11 protein-coding genes and 1 pseudogene are annotated in these 11,795 nt (G+C 65.3%); 4 read left to right on the top strand and 8 right to left on the bottom strand.

The window, feature by feature from the left end; all coding sequences use genetic code 11:
- Positions 1-1,302, bottom strand: a pseudogene (locus tag XpruCFBP8353_RS22575) (hypothetical protein); the annotation flags it as partial.
- A gap of 469 nt (positions 1,303-1,771) precedes the next feature.
- Here XpruCFBP8353_RS22575 and XpruCFBP8353_RS22565 point away from each other — a divergent pair.
- Both XpruCFBP8353_RS22565 and XpruCFBP8353_RS22560 read left to right on the top strand, forming a co-directional pair.
- Positions 1,772-2,524, top strand: a complete 753-nt coding sequence (locus XpruCFBP8353_RS22565; RefSeq protein ID WP_101365206.1) for a glutamine amidotransferase — start codon at positions 1,772-1,774, stop codon at positions 2,522-2,524.
- Between the two features lie 59 nt (positions 2,525-2,583).
- Positions 2,584-3,483: a BPSS1780 family membrane protein gene (locus XpruCFBP8353_RS22560; protein ID WP_101365205.1), complete on the top strand. Its 900-nt coding sequence runs from the start codon at positions 2,584-2,586 to the stop codon at positions 3,481-3,483.
- A gap of 152 nt (positions 3,484-3,635) precedes the next feature.
- Here XpruCFBP8353_RS22560 and tatC read toward each other — a convergent pair whose 3' ends face one another.
- The 4 genes from tatC to XpruCFBP8353_RS22540 form a co-directional block, all read right to left on the bottom strand.
- On the bottom strand, positions 3,636-4,391 hold the full coding sequence (gene tatC / locus XpruCFBP8353_RS22555) for a twin-arginine translocase subunit TatC (RefSeq protein ID WP_101365204.1): 756 nt from the start codon (positions 4,389-4,391) through the stop codon (positions 3,636-3,638).
- Entirely contained in the window at positions 4,388-5,005 is a 618-nt protein-coding gene (gene tatB / locus XpruCFBP8353_RS22550) for a Sec-independent protein translocase protein TatB (RefSeq protein WP_101365203.1), read from the bottom strand. Before tatB ends, tatC begins: the two co-directional genes overlap by 4 nt.
- Positions 5,006-5,020: 15 nt before the next feature.
- Entirely contained in the window at positions 5,021-5,248 is a 228-nt protein-coding gene (tatA, locus tag XpruCFBP8353_RS22545) for a Sec-independent protein translocase subunit TatA (RefSeq protein WP_003484969.1), read from the bottom strand.
- Positions 5,249-5,321: 73 nt separating this feature from the next.
- Positions 5,322-6,227 (bottom strand): lipid-binding SYLF domain-containing protein, encoded by a 906-nt coding sequence (locus tag XpruCFBP8353_RS22540; protein WP_101365202.1) that lies wholly within the window; start codon positions 6,225-6,227, stop codon positions 5,322-5,324.
- Between the two features lie 154 nt (positions 6,228-6,381).
- Here XpruCFBP8353_RS22540 and hemH point away from each other — a divergent pair, with 154 nt between their 5' ends.
- Positions 6,382-7,347, top strand: coding sequence for a ferrochelatase (gene hemH, locus XpruCFBP8353_RS22535; RefSeq protein ID WP_101365201.1), 966 nt, complete (start codon positions 6,382-6,384; stop codon positions 7,345-7,347).
- A gap of 2 nt (positions 7,348-7,349) precedes the next feature.
- Positions 7,350-8,210, top strand: a complete 861-nt coding sequence (locus tag XpruCFBP8353_RS22530) for an alpha/beta fold hydrolase (RefSeq protein WP_101365200.1) — start codon at positions 7,350-7,352, stop codon at positions 8,208-8,210.
- 441 nt (positions 8,211-8,651) lie between these two features.
- On the opposite strand, the gene XpruCFBP8353_RS22520 is transcribed toward XpruCFBP8353_RS22530, so the two are convergent.
- The 3 genes from XpruCFBP8353_RS22520 to ttcA all read right to left on the bottom strand — a co-directional run bounded on the left by XpruCFBP8353_RS22520 (position 8,652) and on the right by ttcA (position 11,547).
- On the bottom strand, positions 8,652-9,437 hold the full coding sequence (locus XpruCFBP8353_RS22520; protein ID WP_101365199.1) for a YgjP family zinc-dependent metalloprotease: 786 nt from the start codon (positions 9,435-9,437) through the stop codon (positions 8,652-8,654).
- A gap of 223 nt (positions 9,438-9,660) precedes the next feature.
- On the bottom strand, positions 9,661-10,566 hold the full coding sequence (locus XpruCFBP8353_RS22515; RefSeq protein WP_003484983.1) for a recombination-associated protein RdgC: 906 nt from the start codon (positions 10,564-10,566) through the stop codon (positions 9,661-9,663).
- Between the two features lie 63 nt (positions 10,567-10,629).
- A complete protein-coding gene (gene ttcA, locus XpruCFBP8353_RS22510) occupies positions 10,630-11,547 on the bottom strand; it encodes a tRNA 2-thiocytidine(32) synthetase TtcA (protein WP_101365198.1) in 918 nt (305 codons plus the stop codon).
- Positions 11,548-11,795 lie beyond the last annotated feature (248 nt).

Raw genomic sequence — 11,795 nt, 5'->3', positions numbered from 1 at the left:
GGGCCATTTGCACAGGGCGTTGAGCGCGGTCGCCACGCTCTGGGCATCCATGGCAGAACGCAGGCGGGATTCGCTGGCGACAAGCGCGGCAAACCGGTGCGCCATCGCCTGGCAGTCCGGGTCATCGGGCCACTTGCTGAAGGCATTGAGTGCCAGGCTGATGTTCTGCGGACTCAGGTCCTGTCGGGCGTGGTCGTCACGCCGCAGATGACGTGCCAAACGCGCCACCGCGCGTTCACACCGGCCGCTGTCGAGATTCTTCGAGAAGGCATTCAGAAACAGAATTGACGGGTAGCCTCCCAGCCCCACCAGATCATCGGCCTGCGTGAGCTGCCCGGCGATCCACGCGATTGCCTCCATGCATGCGGGCTGGTTCGCGTGCTTGCTCAGCTTGTTGCCCACGTGCGCCAGCTGCTTCAGCGATGCACCTTCGAACCATCCGGTCTCGGTGAGATAGTGGGCCGCAAGTTCGGTGCAAAGATCGAGATCGCGGGGCGTCACACCTGCCCTGGCGCGCCGTGCAGTGGCAATCAGCTGAAGGTATTTGTCCAGCCGCTGCGCGTTAAGTTGCGCGGCGACATTCTCTTCCAGGAAGGGCAACGCCATCCCGTCACGCATGCGATGCGCCAACTCGTTGTCATATGCCATCGACACGCACAGGCCAGCATTGTGGTTGCGAGCGATTCCGTGGGGCTCGCTCAACTGTCGCTGCTGCTGCAGTCGCTGTGCCTGTAGCCGTTTTTTTGCCGCCCAGTCCAGCTGATGTTCCGCCCTGCGAAGGTCGTCGGTCGTCAGCCCCATGCCATGGAATGGCCGCTTTGACTGCCGAGATGGCGCCTGCTCTTCACGCGGTCGCTTTCTTGCAGACCACTCGGACGGTTGTTCGCGCGGTCGAAGAGATGCCCTCGCCTCCAAACCATGTTGCGACGATCGTTGGGGCCGATGATTCCCTGACGACGCGCCGACGTCAGCGCTCACCTTGTCCGGGTACCGCTCGGTTTTGATGCGCTCGTTTTTTACGGCAGAGGGCTGCCACTGCCGAAATCGCCTGTCCAATGCGCCTTCGCTGGCATCGATTTCCTTTTTTTTTAACGCGCTTGCCGTAAAGGACTGCCTGTCGCGCGTCGACGCCCCTGGGTCATCCGACTCTATCCTCCGCTGTTTTCTAGGCGGCCGTCCAAGCGGTTGATGCGTGCCGCTGCTGCTGGCTGCTGGCTGATCCTCCGTTAGCACGGGCTTTTCAACATGAGCGTAAGGCGAGTTTGTGCGGAACGAATGTGGATTGGTGGCATGGGTTTTCATGCACGGAAATGTAGTCAATCTGTCCGCGAGCGACTTCTTCAATACGAAACGCCGAGGACGTGTGCGACGCCCGCTGCGCGTTGGGCCAATGGCCCCGACACATTGCATGGATTGAACGCATGGGATGCAGCACGCCGGCACGGCGACGTGCTCTGCAGCCGTCAAGCACGGTATTCGGATGGTTATGCACGATTCGATGTTTTTCCACACCAATCCCGCCGAACCCTGCGTCGACCTGACCACAGCGATGGCGCCAGGGCACTGCCATTGCAGCCGTGCGTTTTTCTGCCGATATCCAGGACATGCACCAGTCGGCGACCACCGCTACCATCATCAGCGTCTCGCTGCGAGGGAATCAGGACATGTCATTCGGTAATGACCCGCAGCGCGCGTATTGGAGTGCCGCTTGAAAAAAACGCGTCGCTGCCGCCTACAATCGGGGGCATCTGTTGTGTCCGGATCTTCGCGCATGTCCGTTTTGCCGTTCCTGATCATCGAAACCGGGCATCCCGTGCCGGAGATGAAGCGATACGGCCGTTTCCAGCACTGGATCCGCGTGGCGGCTGGACTGGCCGAGCAGGAAACGGTGGCCATCGACGTCGCCAATGGTGACGCGCTCCCCGACCCCGCCGACTTTGCCGGCATCATCGTCAGCGGCTCGGCCGCGTTCGTCACCGACCGTGCGGACTGGAGCGAGCGCAGTGCGCAGTGGCTGCGCGACGCCGCCCACGACGGCAAGCCGTTGCTGGGCATCTGCTACGGACACCAATTGCTGGCGCACGCGCTCGGCGGCGAGGTGGACTACAACCCGGCCGGGCGCGAATCCGGCACCATCGCGCTGGAACTGTATCCGCCGGCTGAGCAAGATCCTTTATTCGCAGGCCTCCCGCCACAGTTCCCGGCCCATGCCACCCATCTGCAGACGGTCGTCCGCGCCCCCGATGGCGCCGTCGTGCTGGCGTACTCGCGGCAGGACCGCTGCCATGCCTTCCGTTGGGGCCGGGCCACCTGGGGCGTCCAGTTCCACCCGGAGTTCGCCACCCACCATATGCGCGGCTACGTCCGCGCGCGCGCCGAGTGCATTGCCCGCCACGGCCACTGCGCACGCACGGTCGCCCGCGAGGTCACCGCCGCCCCGGTCGCCCGCAAGTTGCTGCGCCGATTCGTGCATCACGCACGCGGCCTGCAAACAGTGAACGCTCGTCCCGCCGCGCACACGTAAAAGCAGCGATAATCGCGTGACGCCGGATGGTCCGGCGCGCGTATCGATCCGGAATGGGAATGAGCGAAATTCGTAAGGTGCCGGCATCTGCCGGCGCAGAGTGGCTATTGACCGGTTTCTCGCTGTTGAAGCGGGCGCCGCTGGCGCTTGGCTCGCTGGGGGTGATCTGGAGCGTGGCCGCCTCGCTGGTGGTGTCGCTGTCGGTGCTGGTGCCACTGCTGGGCCCGGCCCTGCAGTTCCTGCTGGTGCTGGCCGGCCCACTGTTCATGGGCGGCCTGCTGTGGGCCATCCGCGAAGTGGACGAAGGCCGCATCGCCAGGCCATCGCATCTGTTGCATGGCCTGCAGGAAGGCCGCGCGCCGCATCTGCTGGTGTCGCTGCTGCCGCAGCTGATCGCCGGTTTGCTGCTGGGCGTGCTGTTGCTGGCGATGATCGGTGCCAGCGGCCTGCAGCAGCTGTCCGAAGTGATGGTCAAGATCAACCAGATCAGCCAGTCCGGCGCGCAGCCGGATCCGGTGCAGATCGAGCAACTGGCAGCCAGCCTGCCGGCCGGGCGCATCCTGCTGTGGCTGCTGCTGACCATCGCCACGTTTGCGGCGATGACGCTGGCGCTGTTCGTGATGCCGCCGCAGGTGATGTTCAACCGCAGCACCGGCGGTCATGCGCTGCGCGAAAGCCTGCGGGCCAGCCTGCACAACCTGCCGGCGATGCTGGTGTTCTTCGTGCTCGCCTTCATCGCCATCTTCGCGATTTATTTTGGTGTGATGATCGTGGCGCTGATCGTCGGCCTGGTCGCCGGCCAGACCGTGGCAATGTGGCTGGCCCAGCTGCTGTTGATGGCCGTGCTGATGCCAGTGTTCGCCGGCTCGGTGTACGCGGCATGGAAGCAGATGTTCGGCCATGAAGGCGCCGTCGCCCAGCCAGCCCCGCCATCACGGCCGGATGTGTTTGTGGCCTGAGTCACGCGCTGGCATTGCTGAGGCGTAGCAAAAAAGCCGCTCGAAAGCGCGGCTTTTTTTATGTTCCTTTCGGGTGGATGGTGGTGCAGTCACCCTCGGCACAATCGCGCATATGGCATCGACCATGCGCACGAAGGACGCAGCCTTCTGGCTCAACTAGCAGCGCTGGACGCCGCATCCTTCGGCGCCACCGCACGCGAGGCCATGATGCCCAGCTCGTAGAGCAGGCACATCGGGATGGCCAGCATCAGCTGCGAGACCACGTCCGGTGGGGTAAGCACGGCAGCCAGGATGAAGATGCCGACGATGGCGTAGCCGCGGCCTTCGCTGAGCTGTTTCGGCGTAACCCAGCCCAGCAGCACCAGGATCACCAACGCCACCGGCAGCTCGAAGCTGGCACCGAAGGCGAAGAAGATGGCGAGAACGAAATCCAGGTACGAATTGGCGTCCGGGGTAATGGCGATCACGTCCGGCTTGAACGTGGTCAGGAAGTGGAACACCGCTGGCAACACCAGGAAATACGCGAACGCGCAACCGAGGTAGAACAGCGCCACCGCCGAGGCCAGCAACGGAAATGCCAGCTTTTTCTCACGTTGGTACAGGCCCGGCGCCACGAATGCCCAGGCCTGATACAGCAGCCACGGCACGCTAAAGAACACTGCCACGAAGAAGGTCAGTTTGAGCGGGGCGAAGAACGCGCCGGCCGGGTTCATCGCGATCATCGTCTGCCCCAGCGGCAGCTGCGAGATCAGCGGTGCGGCCAGCCAGGAATAGATCGCACGCGAGAACGGCAGCAACGCCAACAGCACCACGCCCAGACCGATCAGCGCCCGTACCAGGCGGGCGCGCAATTCGACCAGATGCTCGATCAAACTGCTTTCGGCCTGTGCGTCGTCGAACAGGCTCACGGCTGTTTCTCCTGGATCTTGGTCGGCTCGATCGGCAGCGCGGCCGGTGTGCCCGCATCGACGGGCGCGACGCTCACCGGCGCAGGCGCGCTGCTGAGATGCGCGGCGTGCGGCGCCGGCACGACAGTGCCGTGGGGAGCCGGGACCAGGGTTTGATGCGGCGCTGGCGCAATGGGTTGGGCCTGCGCAATCACGGGCGCGGAGGGTGCAGGTGCATGCGATGCGCCTGGCGCCGCATCGGGATGCGCGCTGGAAGACAAATCTGCATGCGCCAGCTCCAGCGGCGTTGCCACCGGCGTGGCGCTGCTGCGGATGTCGATATCACGGCTGACGTCATCATGCAGCGCGCGGGCGCCCTGCTCGACTTGCTGCTGGGAGTTGCGCAGCTGGTCTTCGGCCTCGCGCAGCGAGGCCTGCACATCCTGAAGGCTGCGCTTGAGCTCTTCGGCCTCGAGTTCGCGTTCGAGTTCCTGCTTGACCGAATCCCACTGCATGCGCGCACGGCGCACCCACAATCCGGCGAATCGGGCCGCCTTGGGCAAACGCTCTGGGCCGAGCACCACCAGGGCGACGACCGCAATGAGCGTCAGTTCGCCAACACCTATGTCAAACACCGACGACGCTCCGGATCAGCGCGCGTCGCGGTCGCGTTCGGCCTGCGCCTCACGCGCCTGCTCGGCAGTGCGGGAGTCGTCGCCGAGCTTGCCGGCCGGCTTGTCGTCGTCGTGCATGCCTTTCTTGAATTCCTTGACCGCGCTGCCGAGGTCCTTGGCACCGCTGGTGAGCCGCTTGGTACCGAACACCAGCAACACGATCACCAGCACGATCAGCCAGTGCCAAATGCTGAAACCGCCCATGATCTGCTCGCTTGCTGAAAAAGAAGGAAGACGCAGGATACCCCAGCGCACCGCGCAGGGGGATGACAGTGCTTTAGCGGTTACCGTCTAGTGATTCGGTGCGGATTTCGCCCTCCGACACCGGCTGGAAACCTTGCTGTGCCGGCGGCGTAGCGCTGGGCTGCATCGGCACGGTGCTGGCTTGGTTGGCCGGCGGCACATTGGTCGGTTGCTGTGCCTGCGCCGGTGGCGGGGTCTGTGGACGCGGTGCCGGTGGCGCGCCGTCGGCGGCGGCGTCGGTGCCGCGATTGGCGCGTGCGGTGTAGGTGGCCTCTTCCAGACGGTCGCGGAAGGCGATCACATCGGTGGAGGGGCGCTCGTTGGTGCGGCCTTCGAAGATCATGCGCGGGGTGGCGCCGCCGCCATAGGCATTGAGGTCGGCGGCATCGTCGATCTGCAGGACCGCGCCGTCCAGCGCAACGCCGGCGAACAAGCCACGGGCGCGCGACCACGACCAGATTTCGGCCTTGAGCTGGCCATCGGTGGCCGCGGCGGCGTTGCGGCCAACCGGGCCTGCGGCCACGCCGGCGTCGGCGCCGAGGGTGAATTTGCCGTTGACGATGTTGTCCAGGCTGCGGTCGTTGCGGAACACCAGCACCACGTCGGACGACTGCACACCGGCCTGGAAACCGATGCTGCCGCCGGTGAGCTTGACGAACACCGGCTGCGACCAGCTGCCGTCGGCGTTCTTCATCGACATCAGGCCGTGGCCGCGACGGCCGCCGATCACCAGGCCGGCCTTGAGCGTATCGGGAATGACCACGATGGCGCGCGCTTCGTCCAGGAGCTTGTCCGGAATGGCCTGCTCGGGGATCTTCATGATCTCTGTGAGCACTCGCACCGCATTACGTGCGCGCTGGTCTTCTTCCGGGCCGGCGACGGCATGGCCGGCGACGAACGTCAGCGACAACAACAGGGCCAGGCGCGACAAACGAGGCATGACAAGCTCCAAGGGATATTCCGTTAAAGATAGCAATGCCGCGACGTTAGTGCCGGCGCAATGAATCGGTGGTGAGCGCAACCGGCAGTGGAAGAGGCGGCCGATCGCAGCGATCGTTGCGCTGTTGTCGGCAGCGGTGCCCGGCTCTGCCAGAATGGTGCGCATGAACACGACACCCGATACCGCCCTGCTGGTCGTCAACCTCGGCACCCCCGAATCGCCGACCGCCCCGGCCGTGCGCCGCTACCTGGCCGAGTTCCTCAGCGACCGCCGCGTGGTCGCGATTCCGCCGCTGTTCTGGAAGCCACTGCTGTACGGGGTGATCCTGCCGATCCGCGGACCCAAATCGGCCGAAAAATACGCCAAGGTGTGGTTGCCGGAGGGCTCGCCGCTGGCGGTCTACACGCGCCGCCTGGCCGAGGGCTTGAAAGCGGTGATGTCCGACTGGCATGTGGAATGGGCCATGCGCTACGGCGAGCCGGCATTGCGCAAGACGCTGGACGGGCTGCGCGCACGCGGCATCAGGCGCATCGTGGTGCTGCCGCTGTATCCGCAGTATTCCACCACCACCACCGCCTCGATCCAGGACGTGGTGGATGCATGGCGCCCGAGCGCGCCGGAGATCGCAGTGGAGGTGATCCAGGACTATTGCGAAGACGCCGGCTGGGTGGCGGCGATCGCCGAGTCGATCCGCGCGCACTGGCAGGCGCATGGGCGCAGCGAGAAACTGATGTTCTCCTTCCACGGCCTGCCACAGCGCGTGGCCAATGCCGGCGACCCGTATCCGCAGCAGTGCGAACGCAGCGCGCAGGCGATCGTGGCGGCGCTGGGGCTGGGAGCGGACGAGTGGCAGATGGGCTACCAGTCGCGCTTTGGCGCCGAACGCTGGCTGCAGCCATACGCCGAACCCACATTGTGGGCGCTGGCCGAAGGCGGCGTGCGCAGCTTCGATCTGGTCTGCCCGGGCTTTGCCACCGATTGCCTGGAAACGCTGGAAGAAGTGGCGCTGGGCTTTGCCGAAACGCTGGCCGAGCGCGGTGCCACGCTGAGCTACATCCCCTGCCTCAACGCCAGCGCTGCGCATGCGCACGCGCTGGCCGAGGTGGCGCGCCGCGCGTGAGGTTGGAGCCGTTTGCGTGCGACCTGGCCATTGGCCGGGTCACCGGATTGCGCAACCCGGAGCGCGGCCCGCGCCGTGTGCTGGCCCTGCATGGCTGGCTGGATAACGCAGCCAGCTTCGTGCCGCTGAGCGCGCATCTGCACGCGCACGAGTTGGATCTGGTGCTGCTGGATCTGCCCGGCCATGGCCACAGCACGTGGCTGCCGGTGGGCGCCGAGTACACGCTCAGCAGCGCGATCGCCATTTTGTTGCAGGTTGTCGACGCACTGGGCTGGGATCGCTTCACCCTGCTCGGCCACTCGCTGGGCGGCGGCGTTGCCAGCCTGCTGACCGCCGGCGCACCGGAGCGCGTGGAGGCCTTGATCGCCATCGAAATGCTGGGCGCACTGGCCGAGCCGGTGGAAAGCACCGCAACACGCCTGCGCGATGCAGTGGCCTCGGCGCACACGCTGGCAGAGCGGCCGCTGCGGGTGTTTCCGTCGATGGAGATGCCGGTGCGCGCGCGCATGATGGCCAATCAGCTCACCGAGCCGGCTGCACGGCTGTTGGTCGAACGCGGCGTGCGCGTGGTGGAAGGCGGCTACAGCTGGTGCAGCGACCCGCGCCTGACCCTGCCGACCGCCATCCGCATGACCGAGGCACAGATCGACGTGCTGCTGGCCTCGATTGCCTGCCCCACCCAGGCAATCTTCGCCACGCCCGCACAGCCGTATTTCCCGGCTACGTTACGCGATCACCGCGTGGCGATGATGCGCGATGCGCGCCTGCACCTGCTGCCAGGCAGGCACCATGTGCATATGGAAACGCCGGAAACGGTGGCGACGGTGATCAAGGAGTTTTTGGATGCGTTGCCGCGAGCGTGATGTGGCGATGCGTCGCACGCAGGGGAACTAGACCCATGGCAGACGCCGCCCGTGTCGTCAGCGCCCTTGAATCCTTCGATTCGTGGCATGCGCCGTGGACCTTTATCCAAGTGGTGCGTGCGGCGTCCCACTTGGACGCGGACGATCGCATTCTGTAGGAACAGGCATGGACGGCTGCGTGTCACGCAGACCACTGGATGTCGGCACGCACGCTGGAGGCAGGTGTCGCGACCGCCGAAAGCGCCCTGTCAAAATGCGTTGCCTGGTTGTCACCGCTGGCCTGCCGACAACGTGCAAGCGGGGCGTCTTACGCGTGGCGCTAGCGATTACATCGACACGCGCATGGCCACCTGGATTGCCGTGTTGATACATTGCCTGTACGCAAGCGCGTGCCAGCGCTACACCAAACACCGCTTCTAAGCGACGCGCGCTGCGCCTGCGTTATTCGACATGCAGCAAGCGGCGCAGCTGCGCCTTGAGCTGGCGGCCATGTTCGTGGAAATAACTGCGCTCATCTCGCCAGGTGGGGAAGCGTTGTTCCACTTCGGACCAAAAAGCTGCCGAATGGTTGGCTTGCACTAAATGACAGAGCTCGTGCACCAACACGTACTCGAACGCAGACGAACGGCCGAGCACCAGCGCCAGATCCAGCGCCATCGAGCCGTCCGGTGCGAGCGAGCCCCACTGCGAGGACATCACTTTGAGGCGCAGCCGTGCCGGTGCGCGCGGCAGGCCGGGCAGATAATTCGGCAGCCAGCGACCGACATCGGCGCGCGCCTGCGCTTCGTAGAATTCTTTCAAGGTGCGGCGTAGACCGGCGTCGCCCAGGCGGGTGGGCACGTAAAACTGCGCGCCGTCGTCGGTGATGTCGATGCGTGCGTAGCGCCCTTCGTGCCAGCTCAACGGCAGCAATACACCGCGCAATGGCAGTTGTCCGGGTACGCCGCGCTCAAGCGCAGGAAATGCATCGACTTGCTGATACCGCGACAGCTGTGTGCTCAGCCACTCTAGATGCGCATGCAGAAAGCGCTCGCCGGACATCAGGCTTGCGCGCAACGGCAAAGTCAGGCGCGCGCCGCGTTCATCGACACTGAGTTTGATGCGTCGCGCACGTGGGTCGCGCACGCGCAGCACCTCAATGTCGCGGCCTTCCAGTTGCACGCGCACGCAGTCGCGTTCGACAACTTGCGAGGGCGGCGCAATCAGGCGGCGGACGGGCTTGAACATGCGCACAGGATACCGCTGCGATGTGTCAGTCGGTGAGACGTCAGCGGCGACGTCACACGTGCATCCGTGAAGCCTTTACGGCTGTCTCGTTCAGACAAAAGTCGATGCCGTCCTACCCGTCGCCGCGCCATGCGCCGCGCAGCGGCTTGGCCGTGTCGACACCAGCGCCACAGGCAGCGCGCTGCGACGCCAGATGCCGACAACAGCACCTGGCGCGCATCGATCACTCGGCCTTGCTGAGCTTCAACGCCGTTTCCAGCAGCAGGAACAGCCGGCGGATTTCGGCGCTCATCAGCGCAAAGCGGGCGTCGAGTTCGGCGCGTGCGCCGTCATCTTCGCTGTGTTCGAGCTGGTCCAGTGCACCGTCGAGGAACTTGAGCTTGCGGATCACCAGATCGTCGCCGAGCACGAACGACAGATTGTCGTCCAGCACCAGCGCCAGCTTGGTGACCTGCTTGCCGGCTTCCAGGTGCTTGTCGATCTCGTCGCCGCGCAGTTCCTGGTGCTGGCACTTGACCACCGCGCCGCCTTCGATGGGGTCCTTCATTTCGCACTCTTCGCCCAGGCTCAGGCCTTCGGGCAGGGGCTCGCCGGCGATCCAGCCGGTGAGGATGGCGCGCGGGGCGACTTCGGCATTGAGCGGCAGCGCCGGGAAGCTGCCCAGCGCGCCGCGGATCTCGCTCATCACGTTCTCGCCGCTCTTGCGGCTGGAGCTGTTGACCGCGATATACCCGTGCTGCAGGTCCAGGATGGCATCGGTGCGCGAGCTCTTGACGAAGGCGCGCGGCAGCAGCTCATGGATCAGGTCGTCCTTGAGGCGCTTGCGGGCCTTGCCACCGGGGCGACGGCCTTCCTTTTCCTCGATTTCGGCGACCTTGCGCTCGAGCAGATCGTTGACCACCGCGCCGGGCAGGATCTTGTCTTCACCGCCGACGGTGAGCCACAGGAAGTCTTCCAGGCGGTGCGAGAGCACTTCCTGCTCGTCGCGGCCGAACGGGGAGATGAAACCGCGCGAACTCATTTCCAACGGGCCGACCGGCTTGAGCTGCACTGGCGGCAGCAGCGTGTCGATCTGCGAAAAATCCAGGGTGGTGGGAAAGCGGAACAGGGTGAGGTTGCGAAAGAACATGCGTTGGACCGAATGAGGAAAAACGTGGAGGGTGGAAGACTGCCGCCAGCCGGATCGGCTGCGTCAGTCGCTATCGTGGGTGGCGTCGCTGGCCGGCAGCCACGCGCTGGAATCAGGCGCAAAACCGGGCGGCGCATCGCCGCTGCGGCCCAGCGCCAAAAAATCGAACAGCGTGCGGTCGGCCAGTTGTTCGGGGCGGACATCGCCCAAGGCGCGAGCGATCTGATCGACGCGCCCGGGCTGCTCGCGGTCCCAGTGTTGCAACATCTTGCCGACTTGCTGGCGCTGCAGGTTTTCCTGGCTGCCGCACAGGTTGCACGGAATGATCGGGAACTGCCGCGCCTGCGCGTACGCAGCGATGTCGGCTTCACGCACATAGGCCAGCGGGCGGATCACCACATGCGCACCGTCGTCGCTGCGCAGCTTGGGCGCCATCGCCGCCAGCCGAGCGTGGTGAAACAGGTTCATGAAAAACGTGGCGACGATGTCGTCACGGTGATGGCCGAGTGCGATCTTGGTGACCCCATGCGCTTGCGCATAGGCATACAGCGCACCACGCCGCAGCCGCGAGCACAACGAGCACATCGTCTTGCCGGCCGGAATCACCCGGCTGACCACCGAATAGGTGTCCTGCTCGACGATGTCGAACGGCACGCCCAGCCCGCGCAGGTAGGCCGGCAACACATGGGCCGGGAAGTCCGGCTGCTTCTGGTCCAGGTTTACCGCCACCAATGTGAACGGCACCGGCGCCTTGCGCTGCAGGTGCAGCAGCATGTCCAGCAAGGTGTAGCTGTCCTTGCCACCGGACAGGCACACCATGATCTTGTCGCCGGGCACGATCATGCCGAAATCGGCAATGGCCTGACCCACCTGGCGCTGCAGGCGTTTGCCCAGGCGCAGCTGTTCACGCTGCAGCCGCTGCCGCGGGTCGCGCGGCGCAGGGTCGTCCAGGGGTTGCGGCATCGGCAGGACAGCGGTCATGAGCCGGCCATTGTAGCTGCCGGGGGGATTGGGATTGGACGTGAGGCCAAGGGTGGCTGCCCCCATCCGCCCTCCGGGCCCCTTCCCCCGTGAACGGGGGAAGGGCGCGAGCCCTCGTCTACGGGGAACGCCTCCCACCCAACCCTTTCCCGGCAGTTTCCTCTCCTGGCGGGCTTCTCTCTTGGCGACTCCCTCTCCTGATGGTCCCTCTCCCGCACGCGGGAGAGGGTGCCCGAAGGGCGGGTGAG

The organism is Xanthomonas prunicola, assembly GCF_002846205.1.
Taxonomy (GTDB): Bacteria; Pseudomonadota; Gammaproteobacteria; order Xanthomonadales; family Xanthomonadaceae; genus Xanthomonas; species Xanthomonas prunicola.
The sequence above is the reverse complement of the archived record's forward strand: the minus strand, read 5'-3'. Positions and strand labels throughout refer to the sequence as shown.

Excerpts from the sequence above, each read along its gene's own strand:
- ttcA (WP_101365198.1), bottom strand. The coding sequence starts at position 11,547 with ATGACCGCTGTCCTGCCGATGCCGCAACCCCTGGACGACCCTGCGCCG.
- XpruCFBP8353_RS22565 (WP_101365206.1), top strand. The coding sequence starts at position 1,772 with ATGTCCGTTTTGCCGTTCCTGATCATCGAAACCGGGCATCCCGTGCCG.
- hemH (WP_101365201.1), top strand. The coding sequence starts at position 6,382 with ATGGTGCGCATGAACACGACACCCGATACCGCCCTGCTGGTCGTCAAC.
- XpruCFBP8353_RS22560 (WP_101365205.1), top strand. The coding sequence starts at position 2,584 with ATGAGCGAAATTCGTAAGGTGCCGGCATCTGCCGGCGCAGAGTGGCTA.
- tatA (WP_003484969.1), bottom strand. The coding sequence starts at position 5,248 with ATGGGCGGTTTCAGCATTTGGCACTGGCTGATCGTGCTGGTGATCGTG.
- XpruCFBP8353_RS22515 (WP_003484983.1), bottom strand. The coding sequence starts at position 10,566 with ATGTTCTTTCGCAACCTCACCCTGTTCCGCTTTCCCACCACCCTGGAT.
- XpruCFBP8353_RS22540 (WP_101365202.1), bottom strand. The coding sequence starts at position 6,227 with ATGCCTCGTTTGTCGCGCCTGGCCCTGTTGTTGTCGCTGACGTTCGTC.
- XpruCFBP8353_RS22520 (WP_101365199.1), bottom strand. The coding sequence starts at position 9,437 with ATGTTCAAGCCCGTCCGCCGCCTGATTGCGCCGCCCTCGCAAGTTGTC.